This is a genomic window from Streptomyces sp. 7R007 (assembly GCF_054850255.1).
The window spans coordinates 62,396-87,283 of record NZ_JBTWMV010000016.1; the positions used below are offsets into that span (position 1 = coordinate 62,396).

The 24,888-nt window shown below is 71.6% G+C and carries 24 protein-coding genes; 6 read left to right on the forward strand and 18 right to left on the reverse strand.

Annotation, left to right across the window (positions count from 1 at the left end):
* Window positions 1-10 precede the first annotated feature (10 nt).
* From ispG to ACYF6T_RS22060, 16 genes are all read right to left on the reverse strand, one after another.
* A complete protein-coding gene (ispG, locus tag ACYF6T_RS21985; RefSeq protein WP_461698508.1) occupies window positions 11-1,168 on the reverse strand; it encodes a flavodoxin-dependent (E)-4-hydroxy-3-methylbut-2-enyl-diphosphate synthase in 1,158 nt (385 codons plus the stop codon).
* A gap of 4 nt (window positions 1,169-1,172) precedes the next feature.
* A complete protein-coding gene (gene hpnH, locus ACYF6T_RS21990; RefSeq protein WP_461698509.1) occupies window positions 1,173-2,195 on the reverse strand; it encodes an adenosyl-hopene transferase HpnH in 1,023 nt (340 codons plus the stop codon).
* A 5-nt stretch (window positions 2,196-2,200) separates the two neighbouring features.
* Window positions 2,201-2,842, reverse strand: a complete 642-nt coding sequence (locus ACYF6T_RS21995; protein ID WP_461698510.1) for a phosphorylase family protein — start codon at window positions 2,840-2,842, stop codon at window positions 2,201-2,203.
* Entirely contained in the window at window positions 2,842-4,833 is a 1,992-nt protein-coding gene (shc, locus tag ACYF6T_RS22000; protein ID WP_461698511.1) for a squalene--hopene cyclase, read from the reverse strand. Before shc ends, ACYF6T_RS21995 begins: the two co-directional genes overlap by 1 nt.
* A 119-nt stretch (window positions 4,834-4,952) precedes the next feature.
* Window positions 4,953-6,080, reverse strand: a complete 1,128-nt coding sequence (locus ACYF6T_RS22005; RefSeq protein ID WP_461698512.1) for a polyprenyl synthetase family protein — start codon at window positions 6,078-6,080, stop codon at window positions 4,953-4,955.
* Window positions 6,080-7,528, reverse strand: coding sequence for a hydroxysqualene dehydroxylase HpnE (gene hpnE, locus ACYF6T_RS22010; protein ID WP_461698513.1), 1,449 nt, complete (start codon window positions 7,526-7,528; stop codon window positions 6,080-6,082). The genes ACYF6T_RS22005 and hpnE overlap by 1 nt, the downstream gene beginning before the upstream one ends.
* The gene (locus ACYF6T_RS22015) at window positions 7,525-7,665 is read right to left on the reverse strand and encodes a DUF6380 family protein (protein ID WP_461698514.1); all 141 of its coding nucleotides are present in this window, start codon (window positions 7,663-7,665) and stop codon (window positions 7,525-7,527) included. Before ACYF6T_RS22015 ends, hpnE begins: the two co-directional genes overlap by 4 nt.
* Entirely contained in the window at window positions 7,665-8,615 is a 951-nt protein-coding gene (hpnD, locus tag ACYF6T_RS22020; protein ID WP_461698515.1) for a presqualene diphosphate synthase HpnD, read from the reverse strand. Before hpnD ends, ACYF6T_RS22015 begins: the two co-directional genes overlap by 1 nt.
* The gene (gene hpnC, locus ACYF6T_RS22025; protein WP_461698516.1) at window positions 8,612-9,514 is read right to left on the reverse strand and encodes a squalene synthase HpnC; all 903 of its coding nucleotides are present in this window, start codon (window positions 9,512-9,514) and stop codon (window positions 8,612-8,614) included. The genes hpnD and hpnC overlap by 4 nt, the downstream gene beginning before the upstream one ends.
* A gap of 387 nt (window positions 9,515-9,901) precedes the next feature.
* Complete coding sequence (locus ACYF6T_RS22030; protein ID WP_461698517.1) at window positions 9,902-10,681, reverse strand: ABC transporter ATP-binding protein; 780 nt, start codon at window positions 10,679-10,681, stop codon at window positions 9,902-9,904.
* Window positions 10,674-11,603 carry an ABC transporter permease gene (locus ACYF6T_RS22035; RefSeq protein WP_461698518.1) on the reverse strand — a complete coding sequence of 310 codons (930 nt, stop codon included), beginning with the start codon at window positions 11,601-11,603 and terminating at the stop codon, window positions 10,674-10,676. The genes ACYF6T_RS22030 and ACYF6T_RS22035 overlap by 8 nt, the downstream gene beginning before the upstream one ends.
* A gap of 111 nt (window positions 11,604-11,714) precedes the next feature.
* Window positions 11,715-12,587: a glycosyltransferase family 2 protein gene (locus ACYF6T_RS22040; protein WP_461698629.1), complete on the reverse strand. Its 873-nt coding sequence runs from the start codon at window positions 12,585-12,587 to the stop codon at window positions 11,715-11,717.
* A gap of 5 nt (window positions 12,588-12,592) precedes the next feature.
* Window positions 12,593-13,372, reverse strand: coding sequence for a CDP-alcohol phosphatidyltransferase family protein (locus tag ACYF6T_RS22045; protein WP_461698519.1), 780 nt, complete (start codon window positions 13,370-13,372; stop codon window positions 12,593-12,595).
* A complete protein-coding gene (locus tag ACYF6T_RS22050) occupies window positions 13,350-14,411 on the reverse strand; it encodes an iron-containing alcohol dehydrogenase family protein (protein WP_461698520.1) in 1,062 nt (353 codons plus the stop codon). Before ACYF6T_RS22050 ends, ACYF6T_RS22045 begins: the two co-directional genes overlap by 23 nt.
* A complete protein-coding gene (locus ACYF6T_RS22055; RefSeq protein WP_385238925.1) occupies window positions 14,399-15,151 on the reverse strand; it encodes a phosphocholine cytidylyltransferase family protein in 753 nt (250 codons plus the stop codon). Before ACYF6T_RS22055 ends, ACYF6T_RS22050 begins: the two co-directional genes overlap by 13 nt.
* Window positions 15,148-16,944, reverse strand: a complete 1,797-nt coding sequence (locus ACYF6T_RS22060; protein WP_461698521.1) for a DUF5941 domain-containing protein — start codon at window positions 16,942-16,944, stop codon at window positions 15,148-15,150. Before ACYF6T_RS22060 ends, ACYF6T_RS22055 begins: the two co-directional genes overlap by 4 nt.
* Window positions 16,945-17,222: 278 nt before the next feature.
* On the opposite strand from ACYF6T_RS22060, the gene galE reads away from it, so the two are divergent.
* Complete coding sequence (gene galE / locus ACYF6T_RS22065; protein WP_461698522.1) at window positions 17,223-18,185, forward strand: UDP-glucose 4-epimerase GalE; 963 nt, start codon at window positions 17,223-17,225, stop codon at window positions 18,183-18,185.
* A 286-nt stretch (window positions 18,186-18,471) separates the two neighbouring features.
* Entirely contained in the window at window positions 18,472-19,065 is a 594-nt protein-coding gene (gene idi, locus ACYF6T_RS22070; RefSeq protein ID WP_461698523.1) for an isopentenyl-diphosphate Delta-isomerase, read from the forward strand.
* Between the two features lie 3 nt (window positions 19,066-19,068).
* Here idi and ACYF6T_RS22075 read toward each other — a convergent pair whose 3' ends face one another.
* On the reverse strand, window positions 19,069-19,575 hold the full coding sequence (locus ACYF6T_RS22075) for an ATP-binding protein (protein ID WP_461698524.1): 507 nt from the start codon (window positions 19,573-19,575) through the stop codon (window positions 19,069-19,071).
* Window positions 19,576-19,826: 251 nt separating this feature from the next.
* Here ACYF6T_RS22075 and ACYF6T_RS22080 point away from each other — a divergent pair, with 251 nt between their 5' ends.
* From ACYF6T_RS22080 to ACYF6T_RS22095, 4 genes are all read left to right on the forward strand, one after another.
* Window positions 19,827-20,585 carry an enoyl-CoA hydratase/isomerase family protein gene (locus ACYF6T_RS22080; RefSeq protein WP_461698525.1) on the forward strand — a complete coding sequence of 253 codons (759 nt, stop codon included), beginning with the start codon at window positions 19,827-19,829 and terminating at the stop codon, window positions 20,583-20,585.
* Window positions 20,586-20,646: 61 nt separating this feature from the next.
* A complete protein-coding gene (locus tag ACYF6T_RS22085) occupies window positions 20,647-21,516 on the forward strand; it encodes an SCO6745 family protein (protein ID WP_461698526.1) in 870 nt (289 codons plus the stop codon).
* Between the two features lie 308 nt (window positions 21,517-21,824).
* Entirely contained in the window at window positions 21,825-21,956 is a 132-nt protein-coding gene (locus ACYF6T_RS22090; protein WP_268250573.1) for an LPFR motif small protein, read from the forward strand.
* 109 nt (window positions 21,957-22,065) lie between these two features.
* Entirely contained in the window at window positions 22,066-24,414 is a 2,349-nt protein-coding gene (locus ACYF6T_RS22095) for a Tex family protein (RefSeq protein ID WP_461698527.1), read from the forward strand.
* Here the strand turns inward: ACYF6T_RS22095 and ACYF6T_RS22100 are convergent, their stop codons facing one another.
* Complete coding sequence (locus tag ACYF6T_RS22100) at window positions 24,415-24,882, reverse strand: DUF1003 domain-containing protein (RefSeq protein WP_461698528.1); 468 nt, start codon at window positions 24,880-24,882, stop codon at window positions 24,415-24,417.
* Between the last annotated feature and the right edge of the window lie 6 nt (window positions 24,883-24,888).

Below are 24,888 nucleotides of genomic sequence, written 5' to 3' on the forward strand. Positions count from 1 at the left end.
TCCGTGCTGTTCAACTCACGGTGACGGCCGGCTCCCCCGACGCGACGCCGTCCTTCTCCATCTGTTCGGCGATCTTCATCGCCTCCTCGATGAGGGTCTCCACGATCTTCGACTCGGGCACGGTCTTGACGACCTCGCCCTTGACGAAGATCTGCCCCTTGCCGTTGCCGGAGGCGACCCCCAGGTCCGCCTCCCGCGCCTCACCGGGACCGTTGACCACACAACCCATCACGGCTACCCGCAGCGGGACTTCCATGCCCTCCAGGCCCGCCGTGACCTCGTCGGCGAGCTTGTAGACGTCCACCTGCGCCCGACCGCAGGACGGACACGACACGATCTCCAGCCGCCGTTGCCTGAGGCCCAGCGACTCCAGGATCTGGATGCCGACCTTGACCTCCTCGGCGGGCGGGGCGCTCAGCGAGACCCGGATGGTGTCGCCGATGCCCTGCGACAGCAGCGCCCCGAAGGCGACCGCCGACTTGATCGTGCCCTGGAAGGCGGGACCGGCCTCGGTCACCCCGAGGTGCAGCGGGTAGTCGCACCGTTCGGCCAGCAGCCGGTAGGCGTTGACCATCACCACGGGGTCGTTGTGCTTGACCGAGATCTTGATGTCCCGGAAGTCGTGCTCCTCGAAGAGCGACGCCTCCCACAGCGCCGACTCCACCAGCGCCTCGGGCGTCGCCTTGCCGTACTTCTGCAGCAGCCGCTTGTCCAGGGAGCCCGCGTTGACGCCGATGCGGATCGGCGTGCCGTGGTCCCTGGCGGCCTTGGCGATCTCCTTGACCTGGTCGTCGAACTTCTTGATGTTGCCGGGGTTGACGCGTACGGCCGCGCAGCCGGCCTCGATCGCCGCGAACACGTACTTCGGCTGGAAGTGGATGTCCGCGATCACCGGGATCTGCGACTTCCTGGCGATGGTCGCCAGCGCGTCCGCGTCGTCCTGCGTGGGGCAGGCGACGCGGACGATCTGGCAGCCGGAGGCGGTGAGTTCGGCGATCTGCTGGAGGGTGGCGCCGACGTCGGACGTACGGGTCGTCGTCATCGACTGCACCGACACCGGTGCCCCGCCCCCGACCGCCACCGGCCCGACGTGGATCTGCCGCGACACGCGCCGCTCGGCGATCGGCCGGGCCGGTACGTCGGGGACACCGAGAGAGACGGCGGTCATGTCGTCACTCCCGGTTTCCGGCGACCGTCTCGCGCATCGCGCGCAGGGACTCCTTGAGCGACCCCATGGTGGCGAGGACGGCGGTGGGCTCGTAGCCGCAGTGCGCCATGCAGTTGGCGCAGCGCGGGTCCTTGCCGCGGCCGTACTTGTCCCAGTCGGTCTCCTCGATGAGTTCGCGGTACGTCGGCACGTACCCGTCGCTCATCAGGTAGCAGGGGCGCTGCCAGCCGAAGAGCGAGTAGTTCGGGATCGCCCAGGCGGTGCAGGGGAAGTCGACCTTGCCCTCGAGGAAGTCGAGGAACAGCGGGGAGTGGTTGAGCCGCCACCTGCGGCGGTTGCCGCCGGCGAAGGCCTTCTTGAACAGCTCGCGGGTCTGCTCCACGCCGAGGAAGTGCTCCTGGTCGGGCGCCTTCTCGTAGGCGTAGGCGGGCGAGATCATCATCTCGTCGACCTTGAGGTCGTCGTTGAGGAAGTTGAGGACCTCGATGATGGTCTGCGGGGTGTCGGTGTTGAAGAACGTCGAGTTGGTGGTGACCCGGAAGCCGCGCCGCTTGGCCTCCTTGATCGCCTCGACGGCCTCGTCGAAGACGCCCTCCTTCGCCACCGACTCGTCGTGCCGCTCGCGCAGCCCGTCGATGTGCACGGCGAAGGCGAAATAGGGGGAGGGCTTGAACTTGTCCATCTTCTTGCGCAGCAGCATGGCGTTGGTGCAGAGGAACACGTATTTCCTCTTCGCCACCAACTGCCGCACGATCTCATCGATCTGAGGGTGCATCAGCGGCTCGCCGCCGGCGATGGACACCATCGGCGCACCGGATTCGAGCACCGCCCCAACGGCCTGCGCGACCGGCATGCGCTGCTTGAGCACGCCCGCCGGATGCTGGATCTTGCCGCAGCCCTCGCATTTCAGGTTGCACGCGAAGAGGGGTTCCAGCTCCACGATGAGCGGGAACTTGTCCCGCTTGCGGAGCTTCTGTTCGGCCAAGTAAGTAGCGACTTTGATGGACTGACGCAGCGGCATGGCCATCTGGCTCACCTCCTGGGGAGCGGCAACGATCGGTGCCATTCGAAAAAAGCGGGAAGTACGGAGCGAAGGACGCGGAAGGCTGATATTCCCCCGCGCACCGTGCCGATCCGGACGAGTTCATGTTCTGGAGCGTCCACGACCACCCGTACGGCCGCAACGGGGCGCTCACCGGTGCGCACGGCGCTCAGGAGCGTCGCCGCGGATTCCATGTCGACCGCGATTGCGCCGGTGGCGAGCAGGTCCGACCGCTCCTGACCGCGGACCACGTGGTCCGAGCCGGTGAGGGGGCCGGTGTGGACGGTGCGCCCGGGTACGGCACGCGCCAGCTCCTTGACCAGCAGGTCGGTCTCCACGCACGGAACGGTTCCGTCCGGGTCCCGGGTCTCCTCGGCGACGACCAGGTCGCCGGGGTGCATGCCGGGGGCGAGGCCGGCGCAGAAGCCCGTGGCCAGCACGGCGGCCGCGGTCAGCGCCGGATCGGCCAGGACCCGGGTGACGGACCGTGCGGCCGCCCTGGGTCCCATGCCGGTGCGCAGGACGGTGACCGGCCCGCCCGCACCGCCGCGGTCGCCGGTGCGCAGGGCGAGGTGCTCGATGCCGAGCGCGCAGGCGATCAGCAGCGGGGACGGGGCGGGCTGGGAGCTCATCAGCTCCCCTCGGCCTTGGCGAAGGGTTCGCCGTGGACGTACCGGCCGAGGGCGGTCAGCGGGAAGACCTGCCGGTAGAGGTGGTAGTTGATGGAGAAGTCCCAGGGGAAGCCGGTACCGGTGAAGTAGGGCTCGTCCCAGGAGCCGTCCTCGCGCTGGGCGAGCGCCAGCCACGCGACGCCCCGCTCGACGGCCTTGGAGTCCCTCTCCCCCGCCGCCAGCAGCGCCATCAGCGCCCACGCGGTCTGCGAGGCGGTGGAGGCACCCCTGCCGCTCCACTGCCTGGCGTCCTTGTAGGAGCGCAGGTCCTCGCCCCAGCCGCCGTCGTCGTTCTGCACCGACTCCAGCCAGGCGACCGCGCGCCGGATCGCGGGGTGCGAGCCGGGGAACCCGGCGGCGACGAGGGCGGGTACGACGGACCCGGTGCCGTAGATGTAGTTGACGCCCCAGCGCCCAAACCACGAGCCGTCCGGCTCCTGTTCGGCCAGCAGCCACTCGATGCCGCGCCGGGTGCGCGGGTCGTGGGCGAGGCCCTCGACGGCCAGCATCTCCACCACGTGCGCGGTGACGTCGGCGGAAGGCGGGTCGATGACCTCGCCGAAGTCGCAGAACGGCAGACGGTTGGGGAAGGGGCTGGTGTTGTCGACGTCGAAGGCGCCCCAGGCGCCGTTCTTCGACTGCATGCCGAGGTTCCAGCGCACCCCGCGCCCGATCGCCTTCTCCACGCGCTCCGGGTCGTGGTGCTTGACCCGGCGCAGCGCGAGGACCACCTCGGCGGTGTCGTCGATGTCGGGGTAGTTGTCGTTGTGGAACTCGAACGCCCAGCCGCCCGGCGGCAGTCCGGGCCGCTTGACCGACCAGTCGCCGGGCCGGACGATCTGTTCGCCCAGCATCCAGTCGGCGGCCTTGACGAGTTGCGGGTGGTCGGCGGGCACGCCGGCGTCGGCCAGCGCGATGGTGGCCAGGCAGGTGTCCCACACCGGCGACTGGCAGGCCTCGATCATCCGGGCCCCGTCCTCGCGCCACACGGCGAACCGGTCCAGGGACGCCAGCCCCTCGCGCATCACGGGGTGCTGGAGGTCGTAGCCGAGCAGGTACAGCGCGATGACCGAGTACACGGCCGGCGGCTGGATGCCGCCCCAGCAGCCGTCGTTCTCCTGCCGCTCGATGATCCAGCGGGCTGCGGAGTTCACGGCGGCCTTGCGCAGTCGGCGCGGGATGACCTTGCGGAGCTGGTGCAGCGCCTTGTCCAGACGCTGGAAGGCACCGTCCCAACTGGCCACCGGGGCGAGGGGCCTGGGCGGGTTCGGCTGGGCGGGGTCGGTGTGCAGCTCGTCGAGCGGGAAGGGCGCGGGACGCACCGGCCGCTTCGCGGAGACGATCGTCAGCGGCACGATCGTCTGCCGGGCCCAGCATCCGAAGTCGTAGATGTTGAGCGGTACCCAGCTGGGGAAGTAGATCAGCTCCGGCGGGAGTTCGGGCAGGTCCTCCCACTTCCACCAGCCGAACAGGGCGAGCCAGATCCGGGTGAAGACCCGGGCGGCCGCGATGCCGCCCTGCTCGCGGATCCAGGCCGACGCCCTGGCCATGTGGGGGGCGTCGGGCGCGTCGCCGGCCAGGCGCAGGGCGACGTAGGCCTCGATGGTGGTGGAGAGCTCGCCGGGTCCGCCGTAGAAGGTGGCCCAGGTGCCGTCCTCGCGCTGTTCGCCGCGGATGAAGAGCGCGGCGGCGTGGGTGGTGGCCTCGTCCAGGATGCCCAGGAACTGCCGCAGCAGCAGGTCCTCGGCGTCCATCGTGACGTTGGTCTCGAGGTCGCCCTTCCACCAGCCCTCGGCGTCCTGCCGGGACAGCAGGAAGTCGGTGGCGCGCTGGACGGCGCGTGCGGCGGCGTCGTGCACCCCGGCCGCCACGGGGATCGTGCTGTTGCTTTCGCTGGCCGAGGCAGCTCGGGGCGGCAGTGCCCCGGTGCTTCCGTCGGTCGTCGCTGTCATGGCTTCCCCTTCGTGCAGTCGTGCAAGTCGTGCTGCTGTGGGTCCGCCGTCGGCCGGTGCGCTTCGGTGCCCGAGGCAACCGGCCGGCGACTACGCGAGGACTATTCGACCGATAATGATCATCTCTTCCGTACGACGACGAAGTCGGCGAGCGCCGCGAACCGTGCCCGCACCCGGTCGGGCATGTCGATGGCGTCCAGCGCTTCGATGGCGATGGTGTGCTGACGGCGCGCTTCCCCGGCCGTCCACTCGCGGCCGCCCGCCTCCTCGATGAGGGCGGCGCGGGCCGCGAACTCCTCCTCGGAGAAGTTCTCGAAGTCGCTGCTCTTGGCGTCGGCGGCGAGCATCTCGCCGAGCCGCTCGGAGGCGGGGCCGCCCGCCGCGAGCGCGGCCACGACCGGCAGGGACTTCTTGCGCTGGCGCAGGTCGCTCCAGGTCTGCTTGCCGGTGGAGACCGGGTCGCCCCAGATGCCGAGCAGGTCGTCGACGGCCTGGAAGGCCAGGCCCAGGTGGTAGCCGTACTTCTCCAGCGTGTCGGCGGTGCGCTCGTCCGCGCCGCCGAGGACCGCGCCGATGGAGGAGGCGCAGGCGAGCAGGGCGCCGGTCTTGTTGCCCTCCATCTCCAGGCACTCCTCGACGCTGACGCGGTCGCGGTGCTCGTAGGAGATGTCCTGGGCCTGGCCGTCGATCAGGGCCCGGGTGGCGGTGGTCAGGCGCCGGGTGGCGCGGCCGGCCTCGGCCGAGCCGAGTTCCAGGAGCACCTCGTTGGCGAGGGCGAACAGGGCGTCGCCGACAAGGATCGCCTGGGCGGGGCCGTGCACCTTCCAGACGGTGTCGCGGTGGCGGCGCTGCTCGTCGCCGTCCATCAGGTCGTCGTGCAGGAGGGAGAAGTTGTGGACGAGTTCGACGGCGACGGCGCCGGGGATGCCGGTCTCCGGCGCCGCGCCGGTGACCTCGGCGGACAGCACCGCCAGGGCGGGGCGCACGGCCTTGCCGCCGTCGCCGTCGGCGGGGTTGCCGTCGGCGTCGATCCAGCCGAAGTGGTAGGCGGAAACGGTGTCCATGGGAGGGGCCAGGCGGTCTACGGCCGCCCGCAGTACCGGTGTGGCAAGGGTCCGGCCGCGCTCCAGGAGCGCGGTCACGTCCACCGCGTCGGCAGCCGTCTCGGCCGGGGGCACAGTGGGCACAGTCTCTCCTCTTGTTGCGGTACCGGGGGTGCGGGGGCCTGCCGGGTGCTGATCGAGCATCAGGCCGCCTCCTCGAACTCGAAGAGGTGGCCGGGGCGGGGCCGGCCCAGGGCGGCGAGCGCGGCGTCCGCCGCGCTCACCCCACTGCGGACCGCACTCTCCATGGTCGCGGGCCACCCGGTGGCGGTCCACGCTCCGGCCAGGTAGAGGCCGGGGGCTTTCGTGCGGGCACCGGGCCGCAGCCGTCCGACGCCGGGGGCGGGAGCGAAGGTGGCGGTGCGCTCCCGGGTCACGAAGAAGTCCTTCACCACGGCGCCGCGCGCGCCCGGAAGCAGTCGTTCCAGCTCGGGCAGATAGCGCTCCCGCAGCACGGCGACCGGTGCGTCGATCTCGTCCTGCGCCGCCGACTGCGACAGCGCGAGGTACTGGCCCGCGCGCAGGCCGGAGGCGTCGGTGCGGTCGAAGACCCACTGGACGGGGGTGCCGAGGGCCGCGAAGAAGGGCTTGTCGAGCACCTTGCGGTCGTAGACGACGTGGACGTTGAGGATCGGGGCGGTGCCGATCGCCAGAAGATTTTCCGGCGCGTCGAGTGCGCCGTCCGGCAGCAGGTCATGGGCCTCGCGCTGGGGTACGGCGAGCACGACGGCGTCCGCGGTGAGCGTCTCGCCGGGAACCTGAACGCGCAGGCGTCCGTTTTCGTCAGTGAGGATGGAGGTGACGCGTGTACGGACCTCGGTACGCACGCCCGCGGAGTCGAGCGCCTTGCGGGCGAGCCGGTCATGCAGTTCGCCCAGCGGGACGCGCGCCCATCCGATGTCGGCCGCGCCCGGGTCGGAGAGCAGACCGGTCTTGAACACCATCGCGGCGAGCGACAGCGAGGCGTCGCCCGCGACCGCGTTGAGGGTGGCGACCCCGACCAGGTCCCACAGGGCCTCGACGGCACGCGCCGACTGACCGTGCGCGGTCAGCCAGCTGCCGAAGTCCTGCGTGTCCAGGGTCGGATCGGCGAGGTCGAGCCCCTTGAGCGCGAGCGCGGCCCGGCCCACCCTGGCCCGCTCGGCGAGCGAGAGATGCGGGTACGTGGCCAGGCTGCGCCCCAGATGCAGCGGCACCGGCAGCGGGTCGCGCCGCAGGCGTCCCAGCCGCCGTCCCGCGGGCTTCGCGAGGTCGAGTACGGGCACGTCGAGACGATCCTGCAGCGGCGCCAGCGCCGTGCCCTCGATGCGGTCGAGGAACCAGCGGTAGGCGGTGCAGCAGCGCAGGTACACGTGCTGGCCGTTGTCGACGGTCAGGTCGCCGCGCTGGAAGGAGAAGGCGAGCCCGCCCAGGCGCGGCCGGCCTTCGAGCAGGGTGACGCGGACACCCGCGTCGGCGAGCGCGAGCGCGGCGGTGATGCCGGCGAGCCCGCCGCCGACCACGACGGCGTCCTTGCCGCCGCGCCCCGCGACGTCGCCGCCGTGCGCCGCGATGTGCGCGAGCGGCTCGTCGGCCCGCGTGCCGTCGGTCATCGTGCACCCTCCCCTGCGCGGCCGCCGAGCTGGTTGAACGGTTCACGGCACGCTGTCGCAGTCAGGGACGCCGCCCCTTGCCGGAGGGTTGCGTGCCGCTTTTCGCCGGTGGCGTCACCTAGGACCGGTTTGTCCATCAGGCGCGCCTCCTGACGGTCCGCCGCGTGACGTGCCGGGTGTCCAGGCCGGACAGGCCCCGGACGGCGACGTACGCCTTCTCACGCCCGGGCAGCGAGACCCGGCCGCGCAGCACGGCCTCCGGGTCGCGCTCGATGCGGTCGAGCAGCCTGCGGTAGATGCCGGCCATGGCGGCGACGCAGGCGCCGCTGCGCCGGTCGAGCATGGGAAGGAGCCGGTAGCCCTCGGCGAAAAGAGCGCGGGCCCGTCGCACTTCGAAGTGCACGAGGCCCGCGAAGTCGGAGCCCTCCGGCGGAGTCGGCCCGTTGAACCCGGCCGAACACCCGAATTTCGCGAGGTCGTCGGCGGGCAGATAGGTGCGGCCGCCCTCGGCGTCCTCGCGGACGTCTCTGAGGATGTTGGTGAGCTGCAGCGCGAGCCCGAGCGTGTCGGCGTACTCCGGCGCGCGCTCGGCGCCGCGCGCCCCGGGTTCCGTACCGAACACGCCGAGCGAGAGCCGGCCGATGGCGCCCGCGACACACCGGCAGTAGACCTTCAGGTCGTCCCAGGTCTCGTAGGTCTCGCCGCGGACGTCCATCAGCACGCCGTCGATGAGCTCGTCGAGGCCGTCGAGCGGGATCGGGAAGGCGTCGGCCGCGTGGGCGAGCGCGACCGCGACCGGGTCGGTGTCGTCCTCGGCGACCGACCGCTCGCGCACCCGCGTCAGCAGCGCGCGGGTGTCCTCGAGCCGGGCGGCCTTCACGTCGCCGGCCAGATCGCCGTCACCGATGTCGTCGACGCGCCGCGAGAACGCGTACAGCGCGGACATCGCACGCCGCTTCGGCGTCGGCAGCAGTCTGATGCCGTACGCGAAGTTACGGGCCTGCTGTCCGGTGACGGCCTCGCAGTAGCTGTAGGCGGCGAGTACCGGTGCGGACACGTGTGCTGACAAGTCCACGGTCCGGATCACCCCTCTCCTCGCAGAGTCACGCCCACCTCACGCAGCAACTGGATCTTGCCGGGCTTGGGCGGGCCGGGAAGTACGTCGTATTCGGCGGCGGCGATCGCGCGGATCGCCGCCCTTCCCCCCGCCACGAACCCTGCGAGCAGCAGCTTCAACCTGCCGTGGACGCTACCCACGAGGGGGGCGCCTTCATTCAGGAGAACGCGGGCGCGTTCCGCTTCGTATGCGATCAGTGCGCGCACCGATGCGCCCGCGGTGGGTGTGGCGAGATCCGCTTCCTGGACGTGAAACCGCTTCATGTCCTCGGCGGGCAGGTAGATGCGGTCGCGGCCGAGGTCCTCGGCGACGTCCTGCAGGTGTTCGACGATCTGGAGTGCGGTACAGATCGCGTCCGAGAGGCGGATGCGCTCGGGGGTCGAGGTGCCGGTGACGGCGAGGACCAGGCGGCCCACGGGGTTGGCCGACAGCTCGCAGTAGGCGAGCAGGTCGTCGTAGGTCTCGTACCGGCTGACGAGCTGGTCCTGGCGGTTGGCGGCGATCAGGCCGAGGAAGGGCTCGGGGGTGAGGTCGCGGCGGCGAACGGTGGCTTGAAGTCGGCGCAGCAGGGGGTGGCCGGGCGTGCCGTCGAAGACGCGTTCCAGGTCGGCCTCGAAGGCGTCCAGGAGCAGCAGCCGGTCCTCGGCGTCCTCGGGCGACACGCCGAGCAGACGGGCGTCGGCGCCGCCGGGGGCGAGATCGCCGTCGCCGATGTCGTCGACGAGACGGGCGAAGCCGTACACCGCCATGAGATCGTCGCGCCAGGTCCGCGGCAGGAAGAACGGTGCCACGGGGAAGTTCTCCGCCGCGGCCTTGTCGAGCGTGCCGCGCTCCGGGTCGCCGGGGGGCGGCGTGCCGGCCGCCGTCATCGTCGGCTGCCCTGGGCGGGGACGGCACATGCTGCGTTGAGCTGGGGAGTTTCCGTAGCCATTGCCGTCACATCTCCCGTTCTACACTGCCGACCCAATACACACTATTTCGGACACGCCGCCCGGCACCGCGCGCGGCCGTCCCGGTCGAGGGTGTCGCGCATTATCGCCTGACTTGCCGCCTTTCGGGACCGGTCCAGCTTACGTTGTACAACGCAGCGACGTTCCCTGGGGTGTCCTGCACATCACAACAACACACCGATTGGCGTCAAGATTCCTAAGGCGAGCACGAGTTGACGTTTCCTTTGCAGACGCAGGGCCCCGGCGGGGAGGTTCCGCCGGGGCCCGGTCAAGCGTGTCGGCCCTGTTCGTCCACCGCGGGGTGGACTACTTGCCCGTGAACTTCTCGTACTCCTTGAGGACCTCTTCGGTGGGTCCGTCCATGCGCAGCTCGCCGCGTTCCAGCCACAGCACGCGGTCGCAGGTGTCGCGGATCGACTTGTTGCTGTGACTGACGAGAAACACCGTGCCGGCCTCCTTGCGCAGCTCCCGGATGCGCTGCTCGGAGCGGATCTGGAACTTGCGGTCACCGGTGGCCAGCGCCTCGTCGATCATGAGGACGTCGTGGTCCTTGGCGGCGGCGATGGAGAACCGCAGCCGGGCCGCCATGCCGGAGGAGTAGGTGCGCATTGGCAGGGTGATGAAGTCGCCCTTCTCGTTGATGCCGGAGAAGTCGACGATGTCCTGGTAGCGCTCCTTGATCTCCTCCCGGGACATGCCCATCGCCAGACCGCCCAGGATGACGTTCTTCTCGCCGGTGAGGTCGTTCATCAGGGCCGCGTTGACGCCGAGGAGCGAGGGCTGGCCGTTGGTGTAGACCCGGCCGCTCTCGGCGGGCAGCAGGCCGGCGATGGCGCGCAGCAGGGTCGACTTGCCGGAGCCGTTGGAGCCGATCAGACCGATCGCCTCGCCCTTGTACGCCACGAAGGAGACGCCCCGCACGGCGTGCACCTTGCGTACGCCCCGCTCGTCGCCGCGCTTGAGGATGCGGCTGAGGGCGGCGGTGGCGCTGCCCTTGCCGGTCTTGGCACCGTGCACGCGGTAGACGATGTGCAGATCGTCGGCGATGACGGTGGGGACGCGCTCGTCGCGCACCTGCTCAGCCACGGCCGTACCTCTCCTCCGCCTTCCAGAAGTACAGGAACCCGCCGAGCGCGCACAGCACGGCCCAGCCGCCCGCGACCGCCCAGACGTGGTCGGGGAGGTTCTCCGAGCCGTAGCCGTCGATGAGGGCGAAGCGCATCAGGTCCATGTAGATGGCGGCCGGGTTCCACTGCAGGACGTTCGCGGCCCACTGCGGCTTGTCGGCGAGGAAGACCGGGATGGAGAACATCACGCCGGACGCGTACATCCAGGTGCGCATCACGAACGGCATGAGCTGGGCGAGGTCCGGGGTCTTCGCGCCGGCCCGGGCGAAGATCAGGGCGAGCCCGGTGTTGAACAGGAACTGCAGGGCGAGCACCGGGACGATCAGCAGCCAGGAGGCGTCCGGGTAACTGCCGAAGCCGGCGGCCACCGCGAACAGCACGATCATCGAGAACAGCAGCTGCTGGAGCTGCTGGAGCGCGAAGGAGATCGGCAGGGAGGCGCGCGGGAAGTGCAGGGCGCGCACCAGGCCGAGGTTGCCGGAGATCGCGCGCACGCCCGCCATCACCGAGCTCTGCGTGAAGGTGAACACGAACACGCCGGTGACCAGGAACGGGATGTACACGTCCCGGGGCAGGCCGCGGTTGGCCTTGAGGATCAGGCCGAAGATGAAGAAGTACACGGCCGCGTTCAGCAGCGGGGTGGCCACCTGCCACAGCTGGCCGAGCTTGGCCTGGCTGTACTGGGCGGTCAGCTTCGCCCGGGAGAAGGCGAGGATGAAGTGACGCCGGGCCCAGAGCTGGCGGACGTACTCGACGAGGGAGGGACGGGCTCCGCTGACCGTCAGCCCGTATCGGGCGGCGAGCTGCCCGGCCGTGAGGCCCTCGTCGGGCGACACGGCCGCGCCGAGGGCGGCCGTGGCGTCGTGCGTTGTCTCACTCACTGGTGGGTCTCACTCACTGATGCGAACCTTCGTCTTCGTGCGCGGCCGGTGCGGGCCGCCGCGGAGGCCGGGTACCCGGGTCGGATCTGCCGGCTCACAGGAAAGAGCTTGTCAGATCACAGGGGGGCGGCCCAGCCGGGTCAGCCGCCACACCGTCCGCCACCTCATGGGCCGGCGCGGCCCGCACGGCGTGCTCCAGCCCTCCCTGAAGCCGCCGAACCACGCCTTCAGGGCGGGGCGCGAGGGGCGGCGGACCAGCGTGAGCAGCAGCCAGACCCCGAGGTAGACGGGGATCAGCGGGGCGGGCAGGTTGCGGCGGGCGAGCCAGACGCGGTTGCGGGCGACCATGCGGTGGTAGACCGCGTGCCGGGAGGGCGCGGTGGTGGGGTGGTACAGCACCATGTCGGCCCGGTAGTCGATGGCCCAGCCCGCGTCGAGGGCGCGCCAGGCCAGGTCGGTCTCCTCGTGGGCGTAGAAGAACTCGTCCGGCAGGCCGCCGACTTCGGCGAAGACCCGGGTGCGTACGGCGTTGGCGCCGCCGAGGAAGGTGGTGACCCGGGAGGAGCGCATCGGGTCGGAGGCGCGCAGCCGCGGGACGTGCCGGCGCTGGGTGACGCCGGTGTCGGGGTCGGCGATGCGGAAGCTGACGATGCCGAGCTCGGGGTCGTCGGCGAAGGCCCTGCGGCACAGCTCGGCGGTGTCGTGGTGGGCGAGGAGGCCGTCGTCGTCGAGGAACATCAATATGTCGACATCGCGGCCGCCCGGGCCGAAGGCCTCGATGCCGACGTTGCGCCCGCCGGGGATGCCGAGGTTCTCGGGCAGCTCGATGGTCCGCACGCCCTCGGGGACGTCCGGGACCGGCGAGCCGTTGCCGACCACGACGACCTCGACCGGGTCGCCCTCCTGCTTGGCGACCGAGTCGAGCAGGGCGCGCAGCTCCTCGGGGCGGTTGCCCATCGTGATGATGACCGCGCCGACCTTCATGCCGCTCACTTCAGCCTGCTGGAGGCGAGGATGGACACCAGGTGCAGGAGCGTCTGCAGCAGCGCGATGCCGGCCATCACGGCGACGCCGAGCCGGGAGAAGAACAGGTCGCCGCGCACGTGGTCGGCGATCGCCAGGACCAGGATCACCAGGGACGCCTCGATGCCGAGGATCAGCCGGTGGAACTTCAGCGCGGCGGCGGCCCGGCGGGCCAGCGCCATGCCGGAGGAGCGCATCTCGGCGGCGGCCTCCTGCACGGGCGGCTTGCCGGCCTGGTGGCGGGCGACGCCGACCAGGTCGGTCTCGGCCTTGATCAGGATCGCGCCGAGCCCGGCGAGGGTGCCGAGGAAGGCCCACAGCCAGTCGATACGGCCGCTGCCGAACGGGTCGGCGGCACGCAGCCCGAAGCCGACGAGGACGGCGGCGTCGGTGAGGTAGGCGCCGACCCGGTCCAGATAGACGCCGTTGAGAGAGTACTGCTTCTTCCACCGCGCGATCTCGCCGTCGACGCAGTCCAGCAGCAGGTACATCTGGACGCAGACGACACCGAGCACGGCGCCCGCGATCCCCGGCACCAGCAGTGCCGGGGCCGCGAGCACGCCGAAAACGGTCATCAGGTACGTGAGCTGGTTGGGCGTGACCCTGGTGTTTACCAGGTAGCGGTCGACCCGCAGGGACACCTCGCGCATGTAGAGGCGCCCCATCCAGTGCTCACCGCTGCGCCGGTCCTTGACCCCCGCGGGGTGGACGACCGGACGGAGTTCAGCTACCGATGGCCTTGACATAGTCGGCGTACGTGTCCTTGATCTGGTCGGTTTTCAGGTCGAGGTGTTCGAGGATGGTGTAGCGGCCGGGCCGGGTCTCCGGGGCGAACTCCACGGCGCGGACGAACTCGTCGACCGTGAAGCCGATCTCCTCCGGCAGCACCGGCAGCCCGTGCCGACGCAGCACCTCGGCCATGTACGCCGACTCCTCGTGGGCTCCGCGCAGGTACATCGCGAAGGCGGCGCCGAGGCCGCACTGCTCGCCGTGGGCGGCGGCCCGCTTCGGGTAGAGCAGGTCGAAGGCGTGGTTGATCTCGTGGCAGGAGCCCGAGGCGGGCCGGGAGTCGCCGGAGATCGACATCGCGATGCCGGTGAGGACCAGCGCCTCCGCGAGCACCTGGAGGAAACTGTTGTCCCCGATGCCGCCGGGGTGGCGGAGCACCGCCTCGCCGGCCTGGCGGGCCATCGCCGCGGCGAGACCGTCGATCTTCTCGCCCTTGACGCGGTTCGCCAGTTCCCAGTCGGCGATCGCGTTGATGTTGGAGACCGCGTCGCCGATGCCCGCGCGCACGAAGCGGGCGGGCGCCTCGCGGATGACGTCGAGGTCGATGACGGCCGCGATCGGGTTGGGCACGCCGTAGGAGCCGCGGCCCGCGTCGTTGTCGAGGGTGGCGACCGGCGAGCACAGGCCGTCGTGCGCGAGGTTGGTCGGTACGGCGACCAGGGGCAGGCCGACCCGCGCCGCGGCGAACTTCGCGCAGTCGATGATCTTGCCGCCGCCGAGGCCCACGACCGCGTCGTAGTGGCCGGCCTTTATGTCGCCGGCCAGCCGCACCGCGTCGTCGAGGGTGCCTCCGCCGACCTCGTACCAGGTCGCGCCGGGCAGCGAGGGGGCGATCCGCTCGCGCAGCCGGGCCCCGGAGCCGTTGCTGACGGCGACGGCGAGCCGCCCGGAGGTGGAGATGCGCTCGTCGGCCAGCACGCACGCCAGATCGTCGAGGGCACCCGGGCGGATGTCCACGACGAGCGGCGAGGGGATGAGCCGGGTCAGTACTGGCACGCGATCTCCCGTCCGCGGGCGAGATCGTCGTGGTTGTCGATCTCGACCCACTCGACGTCGCCGATCGGCGCCACGTCGATCCGGAAGCCGCGGTTGACGAGCTCCTGGTACCCGTGCTCGTAGAACTGCTGCGGGTCGGTCTCCCAGACGGTCTTCAGGGCGTCGGCCAGCTCGGGGGCGGCGTCGCCCTCGATGAGGGTGACGCCGATGTACTCGCCGGTCGCCTCGGCGGGGTCCATCAGCTTGGTGATCTTCGTCATGCCCTTCGCGGGGTCGACGACGACCTTCATCTCCTCGTCGGCGAGGTGCTTGACCGTGTCCAGGGCGAGGATGATGCGGCGGCCCTCGCCGCGCGCGGCGAGCAGCGTCTTCTCGACGGAGACCGGGTGGACGGTGTCGCCGTTGGCGAGGATCACGCCGTCCTTGAGGGCGTCACGGCCGCACCACAGGGAGTAGGCGTTGTTCCACTCCTCGGCCTTGTCGTTGTCGATGAGGGTGAGCTTGAGCCCGTACTTCGCCTCCAGGGCCGCCTTGCGCTCGTACACGGCCTCCTTGCGGTAGCCGACGATGACCGCGACCTCGGTCAGACCGATCTCGGCGAAGTTGCCGAGGGTCAGGTCCAGGACCGTGGGTTCGCCCTCTATGCCCGCGGGCCCCACCGGCACCAGCGCCTTGGGAAGGCTGTCGGTGTAGGGGCGCAGACGCCGTCCGGCGCCGGCCGCCAGCACGAGGCCGATCATGCGGGTTCTCCTTCATCGTGTACGGCGGGCGCGCCGCCCTTGTGGGCGGCCACCCAGAAGCGGATGCTCTCGACGAGCACCACGAGGGCGACGGCCACGGCGAGGACCGTGAGCGCGACCTTGAACTGCGAGGCGGTGAGCGCGGCGGCCAGGACGGTGACCAGCAGCGTCCGCCCCTCCTGCCCCCCGATGGCCCGCGTCAGCCAGGCCGGGGGCGCTCCGGCGTCGCCGCGGATGCGGTACACCGTGTCGTAGTGATGGTAGGCGACGGCGGCCACCAGCCCGAAAGCCGCGGGCAGCACTCCGTTTACCCCGGATTGGGCCGCCAGCACCAGGACGGTGCCGTACTCGGCGGCGCGGAAGAGCGGCGGCACGAGCCAGTCGAGGGCGCCCTTGAGGGGGCGGTGGACGGCCTGACCGGCGGTGATCGTGTACACGACGGCGCCGGCGACGGGCGCCCAGGTCACCCCGGAGAAGAGGGCGACGGTGAGGATCGCGGTGCCGGCCGCCGCGACCAGCAGCGGGGAGCCGAGACGCGCGCGGGTGGCACGCGCCACGAGGGTGGCGAGCGGTCCGTTGTCCGCGAGGTCGGCGAGGGCGGTGGCGGCCCGGTCCGTCCGCTGCGCCTTCCGGGTCAGCGAGCGCAGCACCCGGCCGGCCGTGGTGTACGTCGCCGCGAACGCGCAGCCGATCAGCAGGACGTAGAAGGTGATCCGGGGAGTCGTGGCCGCCGTCAGGATCGCGATCATCGCCCACCGCTCGCCGATCGGCAGGACGATCATCCGGCGCACCCACACCGTCCAGCCGACGCTGTCGAGCTTGTCCGAAAGGGCCGCCGTGGGGCTGGTGTTGGCGGTCGCGTCGTGGTTGGCCTCGTTGAAGGAGAAGTCGACGACGTGCCGGCAGGTCTGGAGGATCATCGCGCCGAGGGCCAGCGCCCATACGTCGTCGCCGCCCCGGGCCGCGCCCAGCGCCAGCCCCGCGTAGTAGGCGTACTCCTTGGCCCGGTCGAAGGTGGCGTCCAACCAGGCGCCGAGCGTGGAGTACTGCAGGGAGTAGCGGGCCAACTGGCCGTCGGTGCAGTCCAGTACGAAGGAGGCGATCAGCAGGACGCCCGCGGCGACGAAGCCGGCGCGGGTGCCGGTGGCCGCGCAGCCGGCCGCGATGAGCGCGGTGAGCAGGGAGGCGGTGGTGACCTGGTTCGGGGTCAGGCCGCGACGGGCGCACCAGCGGGCGAGGTAGCGGGAGTAGGGGCTGATGAAGAACGTGGTGAAGAAGCCGTCCCGCGACTTCACGGCCGACTTCAGGCGTACGGCCTCGTCGTCGACGTTCGCGACGGCCTGCCGTGCCTCGTTGCGGGCCTGCGGGTCGGCGGGGACGGCGGCGACCAGGCTGCCGAGCTCGGGGCGGTGCACGGCCGCGCCCTCGGCGTCGAGGGCGGTGACGACGCGGTCGGCGAGGTTGTCCACCGCCAGCGCCGTACCGCCGCCGGCGGAGTTCTCGCGGGCCAGCGCCCGGGTCAGCGCCACGCGGCCGTCGGGCCGGGCGGTGACGGCGCCGGGGATCGCGGCGAGCGGGAAGCGCGGGTCGGTCAGACCCAGGCGCAGGGCGTGCAGGTGACCGACGAACCGGGTGTCCACCAGGGCCACCCGCTCGCCGCCCGGCGCCTCGGCGACCAGCCGCTCGGCGTCGGCGGCGTCCACGGCGGCCCATACGTCGAAGCCGAGGGACCGCAGATCGCCCTCGATCGACGATCCGGGGACCGGCTGACCGGTGAGGATGGCGGTCGACAACCGAACTCACTCCCTGGGTGCCGACGCGGTGGCGCCGGGCGTGTGCACGATGGGGGCGCCCCTTGGCTGCACCAGGCGGGCGGCATGTCGGCAGAGGCTATCGGATGCCCGGCAAGCGGTGTTCACCGGCCGTTCACGGGCCGATCAGCGCCGCCTCCACTGGCCTTTGCCGAGATCATCATCGGTGATCCGGGGGCCCGCCCACAAACCCCGCTCCCCATTGCGGACATACGGGGCATCGGGTGCCCGTCTGCCGCGTCCGCATAGGGTGGGCGACCATGACGTGGCTGATCACAGGCGGAGCGGGATACATAGGGGCCCATGTGGCGCGGGCCATGGCCGACGCCGGGGAGCGCGTGGTCGCGCTGGACGACCTGTCCGCGGGCGTGCCCGCGCGGCTGCCGGCCCGCATCCCGCTCATCGAGGGCTCGACGCTCGACGGCGGCCTGCTCCAGCGGGTGCTCGCCGAGCACGGGGTGACCGGCGTCGTCCATCTCGCCGCGCGCAAGCAGGTCGCCGAGTCGGTGGCGCGGCCCACGCGGTACTACCGGGAGAACGTCGGCGGCCTGGCAACGCTCCTGGAGGCGGTGGCGGGGGCCGGCATCCGCCGGTTCGTGTTCTCCTCGTCCGCGGCCGTGTACGGCGATCCCGGGGTGGACCCGATCACGGAGGACGCGCCGTGCGCGCCGGTCAACCCGTACGGCGAGACCAAGCTGGCCGGCGAGTGGCTGGTCCGGGCGGCGGGCGAGGCGCACGGAATCTCCACGGTCTGTCTGCGGTACTTCAACGTGGCCGGCGCCGCCGCGCCGGAGCTGGCCGACACCGGCGTCTTCAACATCGTTCCCATGGTCTTCGACCGGCTCACCCGGGGCGAGGCCCCGCGGATCTTCGGCGCCGACTACCCGACGCCGGACGGCACCTGCGTGCGCGACTACATCCACGTCGCCGACCTGGCCGGGGCACACCTCGCGGCGGCCCGCCGGCTCGACGGGCTCAAGGGGGACCTCACGGTGAACGTCGGCCGCGGCGAGGGCGTCTCCGTACGGGAGCTGATCACGGTCATCGGCGAGGTGACCGGCGACCGGCGACCGCCCGTGGTCGAGCCCCGCCGCCCCGGGGACGCGCCGCGCGCGGTCGCCTCGGCGGATCTGGCGGCCGCGGAGCTGGGCTGGACCGCCCGGCACGGGGTGCGCGAGATGGTGGAGTCGGCGTGGCGGGGCTGGCTGCTGCACCACGGGTGAGACCGCCGGGACGGCCGAGGCGGTCCCGGCGGATTCCCGGGGGCGGTTTCCGCCGGAACGCAGCCGTCCGGCGTGCGCCCGCGTCCTGACCCTCACACCACCGTGCCGGACGGTTCCCCGCCCACCGCGCCGGGCACGATCACCTACCGGGCCCCTCTTCCGGTGTCCGACCGGTGACGGCCGCTGCCCGCTCCCGTGCGGGACATGCGGGCGCGCCGTGGAGTGCCGGGAGTGCCGGATTCGTGCGGCACACTTGGGGCGCGAGAACCTGATGCGAAGGATGGGTATGCCGATCACACCTGCCACCGCGACGCACAGTCCGTCGAACGGCACCGCAGACGCGATTTTGCTGGAACTGGTCGACGAGGACGGCGTCACGATCGGCACCGCGGAGAAGCTCGCCGCCCATCAGCCGCCGGGCCGGCTGCACCGCGCGTTCTCCGTGTTCCTCTTCGACGAGCACGGCCGGCTGCTGCTGCAGCAGCGGGCACTGGGCAAGTACCACTCCCCCGGCGTGTGGTCCAACACCTGCTGCGGCCACCCCTACCCCGGCGAGGCCCCCTTCGCGGCGGCGGCCCGGCGCACGTACGAGGAACTCGGCGTCTCCCCGTCGCTGCTCGCCGAGGCGGGCACGGTCCGCTACAACCACCCCGACCCCGACTCGGGCCTGGTCGAGCAGGAGTACAACCACCTGTTCGTCGGGATGGTGCAGTCCCCGCTCCGCCCGGACCCCGAGGAGGTCGGCGCCACCGCCTTCGTCACCCCGGCGGAGCTGGCGGAGCGGCACGCGAAGGACACCTTCTCGTCCTGGTTCATGACGGTCCTGGACGCGGCCCGTCCGGCGATCCGGGAGCTGACGGGCCCCTCGGCCGGCTGGTGAGGCTCACGGCACCTGTACGGGCTTGAGCGGCAGCGCGGCCCAGATCACCTTCCCGCCGCTCGCCGTGTGCTCGGCGTCGCACACCCCGCCCGCCTCCCGGGTGACCTCGCGCACGAGGAGCAGGCCCCGCCCGCCGTGCTCGTGCGGGGCGTCCAGGGCGGTGGGGCGGTAGGGGTGGTTGTCCTCGACGGACACCCGCACCCACTCCGCGCCGACGGCGACCTCCACGGCGAGCATCGGGGAGAGCAGGGCCGCGTGCCGCACGGCGTTCGTCGTCAGTTCGGAGACGATCAGCAGCAGGCCCTGCACCAGGTCGTCGGAGACGGGCACGCCCTGGCGGTACAGCAGGTCACGCACGGCGTGTCGCGCCTGCGGGACCGAGGCCTCGACGGCGGGAGCGGTGAACCGCCACACGCCTTCGTACGGCAGCGGGTCGGACGGCGCCGGTTCCAACGGCTCCTGCGCGCCGCCCTCTGGGCGTGGGTCGGGCCCCCGCCCATGGTCGTCCATCGTCCGGTCTCCACCCTTGCGCTCGATTGTCACCACATGTCGAGTGTTGGGACCGATCTGCTCCGCGCCGGGCGACTGACCAAAAGTCAGCAGATATCGAACACTTGTGACCACCTGCGCGCGACACGGTCGGCCGAGGGACCGTTCCTGCACGGAGACCATGCCGCCGATGTGCCGTCGGCCGGTCGAAGAAGACCCCGCAGCGGCGTCCGATGATCGTACGCACACCCCCTGCGGCTAGCATCCGGCCCATGGAGCCCCGACTGCTGCACGACGTCACCGACGCGGTGGCCACCGTCGTCATCCACCACCCGGCCAAGCGCAACGCCATGACGGCCGCCATGTGGGCGGCGCTGCCACCGCTGCTCGACGCCCTGGCCGCCGACCCCGGGGTGCGGGCGCTGGTGCTGACCGGGGAGGGCGGGACGTTCTGCGCCGGGGCCGACATCTCCACGCTGCGGGGGTCGCCGGCCGAGGCGCAGGAGCTGGCGGTGCGGGCCGAGGAGGCGCTCGCCGCGTTCCCCAAGCCGACGCTCGCTGCGGTGCGGGGGCACTGCGTGGGCGGCGGGGTGCAGCTGGCGGCGGCCTGCGATCTGCGGTTCGCCATGGAAGGCGCGCTGTTCGGGGTGACGCCGGCGAAGCTCGGGATCGTCTATCCGGCCTCCTCCACCCGGCGGCTGGCGGCGCTGGTGGGCCCGTCCGCCACCAAGTACCTGCTGTTCTCCGGGGAGTTGATCGACACCGATCGGGCGCTGCGCACCGGCCTGCTGGACGAGGTGCTGCCGGAGGGCGAACTGGGCAAGCGCGTCGCGGAGTTCACCCGGATCCTGGTCTCCCGCTCGCAGCTGACGCAGGCCGCGGCGAAGGAGTTCGCGGACGGCCGGACGGACCGGGAGGCGTACTGGCGGGAGCAGATGCGCGGCAGCGGCGACACCGCCGAGGGCGTCGCCGCGTTCCTGGAGCGCCGCCCGCCGCGGTTCACGTGGTCGGCCGCTCCTGCCCCGGAGTGAAACGGCCCGTAGGCGTCCTGCCTCTGGAGTCCATACCAACCAGTCGGTAACCTTCCGTGCCATGACTACCGCCGTCCTGGAACCGCGCGCCGGCCGCCGCTGCCACAACGTGCTCAACTCCCTGCACGCCACGCACTACTTCTCGCCCGATCTGGGCAGGGAGCTGGGCGCGCTCGGCATCACCCACCCACGGGCGGTGAACTTCGCCGTGCGGGCCGCCGCGCTGGGGGCGGTGGGGCCGGGAACGGTGGCGGCGGTGTTCTACAACTACAAGTCCGAGCTGGTGGCGCGGCATGTGCCGGCCGTGTGGGAGGCCGCCGCGCCGGAGCGGATCCTGGCGGCACGCACGCGTGCCGTCGACGCGACCCTGCGGCGGCTGCTCGGCGAGGAGGCCGTGGCCTCCGCGGAGATGGCGGAGGCGGCCCGGCTCGCGCTGCGGGCCACACAGGCGTGTTCGCGCCCCGCCCGGCCGCTGTACGCCGCCCATGCCGACCTGCCGGTTCCCGAGGAACCGCACCTGGCCCTCTTCCACGCCGCGACGCTGCTGCGCGAGCACCGCGGGGACGGGCACCTCGCCGCGCTGATGTCCGCGGAACTGGACGGTCTGGAGGCCGTCGTGACCCACACGGCGACCGGGAAGGGCATGACGCCGAAGTGGGTGTTCGGCACGCGCGGGTGGAGCCAGGAGGACTGGGACGCGGCCTGTGGACGGCTGCGGGAGCGCGGCCTGCTGGACGCCGACGGCGAACTGACCGAGGAGGGCGCCGCACTGCGGGCCCGCGTCGAGACGGAGACGGACCGCCTGGACCGGGCCCCGTACGAACACCTCGGCGCGGAGGGCGTCGCACGTCTGACGGAACTGGGAACGGGATTCGCACGAGCCGCGCTGGGGGCGGGGGCGTTCCCCGAGGACCTCATCGGTAAGCGGTGATCTGAGCGGTGAGCGGTGATCTCACTGGTGAGCGGCGACCTGAGAGGCGAGCAGTGATCTCACTGGTGAGCGGCGGCCCGAGCGGCGAGCAGTGATCTCACTGGTGAGCGGCAGCCTGCGCGGCGAGCAGCGATCTCACCGGTGAGCGGCAGCCCGAGCGGCGAGCAGCGATCTCACCGGTGAGCGGCGGCCCGAGCGGTGAGCGGTGCTCTCTTCGGCGGGCGGTGATCTCGTGCGCAAGGCGTTGCGAAAACCGGGTACCCGGTCCTTTCCCGGCCCCGACGGCCGGGAGAGGAAAGGAGAACTTCGTGTTCCGTGCCATCGCCGACGTCCTGCGCCAGATCGGCGGCGCCATCGCCACCGTCGTGACGCTTCCCTTCCGGGCCCTGGCCCGTCTCTTCGGCGGCGCCTCGTCCACCGCCCACGGCCGCAGGGCCTGATCCCGCCCACCCGGCCCACCCGCCTCGCCGGGTGCCGCCCTGATCCACGAGTGTCGGTGCCACCTGCCACAATTGCGGCGCAACCTCAGTGAGAAGGCGGTACGGGATCGTGACGACACCCGGGTCCGGCGCAGTCGGGACCATCGAAGGCAGGATCGCCGAGGAGCTCGGCGTACGGGAGCGGCAGGTCAGGGCTGCCGTGGAACTGCTGGACGGCGGTTCGACGGTGCCCTTCATCGCCCGCTACCGCAAGGAAGCGACCGAGATGCTCGACGACGCGCAGCTGCGCACGATCGAGGAGCGGCTGCGCTACCTGCGGGAGCTGGAGGAGCGGCGGACGGCGATCCTCGACTCGGTGCGCGAACAGGGCAAGCTCACCGAGGAGCTGGAGGCGCAGATCCGGGGCGCCGAGACCAAGGCGCGCCTGGAGGACGTCTACCTGCCGTTCAAGCCGAAGCGGCGCACCAAGGCGCAGATCGCGCGCGAGGCGGGTCTGGAGCCGCTGGCCGAGGGGCTGCTGGGCGACCCGACGGTCGAGCCCCTCGCCGCGGCCGCCGCGTTCGTGGACGCCGACAAGGGCGTCGCCGACCCGCAGGCCGCCCTCGACGGCGCGCGGGCGATCCTGACCGAGCGGTTCTCCGAGGACGCCGACCTGATCGGCGAACTGCGCGAGCGCATGTGGGTGCGCGGGCGCCTGGCGGCCAAGGTGCGGGAGGGCAAGGAGGAGGCGGGCGCCAAGTTCGCCGACTACTTCGACTTCGCCGAGCCCTTCACCGAGCTGCCCTCGCACCGCGTGCTGGCCATGCTGCGCGGCGAGAAGGAGGAGGTCCTCGACCTCGTCCTGGAGCCGGAGGAGCCGACGGAGGGACCGTCGTCGTACGAGGCGATCGTCGCTTCGAGGTTCGGGATCGCCGACCGGGGCCGCCCCGCCGACAAGTGGCTGGTGGACACGGTCCGCTGGGCCTGGCGCACCCGCATCCTGGTCCACCTCGGCATCGACCTGAGGCTGCGGCTGCGCACGGCCGCCGAGGACGAGGCCGTCCGCGTCTTCGCCGCCAACCTGCGCGACCTGCTGCTCGCCGCCCCGGCCGGCACGCGCGCGACGCTGGGCCTGGACCCCGGCTTCCGTACGGGTGTGAAGGTCGCGGTGGTCGACGCGACCGGCAAGGTGGTGGCGACGGACGTCATCTATCCGCACGTGCCCGCCAACAAATGGGACGAGGCGATCGCCAAACTGGCGCGCCTGGCCAAGGAGCACGCGGTCGAGCTGATCGCGATCGGCAACGGCACGGCGTCCCGCGAGACCGACAAGCTCGCCGGTGAACTCATCACCAGGCACCCCGAACTGAAGCTCACCAAGGTGATGGTGTCCGAGGCCGGCGCCTCCGTGTACTCGGCGTCCGCGTTCGCCTCGCAGGAACTGCCCGACATGGACGTGTCGTTGCGCGGCGCCGTCTCCATCGCGCGCCGGCTGCAGGACCCGCTGGCCGAGCTGGTGAAGATCGACCCCAAGTCGATCGGTGTCGGCCAGTACCAGCACGACCTGTCCGAGGTGAAGCTGTCGCGCTCGCTGGACGCGGTGGTGGAGGACTGTGTGAACGGCGTGGGCGTCGACGTCAACACGGCGTCCGCCCCCCTGCTGGCCCGCGTCTCCGGCATCACCTCCGGCCTCGCCGAGAACATCGTGGCGCACCGCGACGCCAACGGCCCGTTCAAGTCCCGCACGGAGCTGAAGAAGGTGGCGCGGCTCGGCCCCAAGGCCTACGAGCAGTGCGCGGGCTTCCTGCGCATCCGCGGCGGCGACGACCCGCTGGACGCCTCCAGCGTGCACCCGGAGGCGTACCCGGTGGTGCGGCGCATGGTGAAGACGACGGGGCAGGAGGTCGCGTCCCTGATCGGCAACACGGGCGTGCTGCGCTCGCTGCGCCCGGAGAGCTTCGTGGACGAGACGTTCGGCCTGCCGACCGTCACCGACATCCTCAAGGAGCTGGAGAAGCCGGGGCGCGACCCGCGGCCCGCGTTCAGGACGGCCACGTTCAAGGACGGCGTGGAGAAGATCTCCGACCTGTCGGCCGGGATGGTGCTGGAGGGCGTGGTCACGAACGTGGCGGCGTTCGGCGCCTTCGTCGACGTCGGTGTGCACCAGGACGGGCTCGTGCACGTCTCCGCGATGTCCAAGACCTTCGTCAAGGACCCGCGGGACGTGGTCAAGCCCGGTGACATCGTCAAGGTGAAGGTGCTCGACGTCGACATCCCGCGCAAGCGGATCTCGCTGACCCTGCGCCTGGACGACGAGGCGCAGGCCAAGTCCTCCGGCGGGGAGCGCCGGCCGCAGCGCGGCGGGCGGCCGCCTCAGCAGCGCCAGCGCCAGCAGCAGCGGCAGGCGCCGGCCCCGGCCAACAGCGCGATGGCCGACGCCCTGCGCAAGGCCGGACTGCTCGACCCCAAGAAGCGCTAGTCACGGGTTGGCGGAACCGGCGTTCATCCGCGCCCGGTTCTCCGCCAGGAGTTCCTGGACCCGGTGTTCCACCTCCACCGGGTCCACTCCCAGGGCCCGCCCCATGTGGATCGCCCACACCTCCGAGCGGACGTTGGTCTCGAAGTCCAGGTCGGCGCGGACGTTCTCGCGGGCGGCCTGGCGGTTCTGGCTCACCATGACGAAGGTGGAGAGGAAGATCGCCTCCAGGCTGACGATCATGGTGAGCAGTCCGAAGGGGTACGGGTCCCAGACCGCGCCGTGGCCGAAGGCCCCCTCGTTGCACACGATCCACACCGTGAACCACAGGGCGTGCAGATAGACGAACGCCATGGTCCCGGCGAACGCCGTGATCGCGTCCGCGATCCGGTCCTGTGTCCCCCGCATCCGTACGAGGACGTCCTGTTCGTGCGCGATCCGCACGGCCGGCCGCTTCGCCGAAGTGCCCATGGCCTC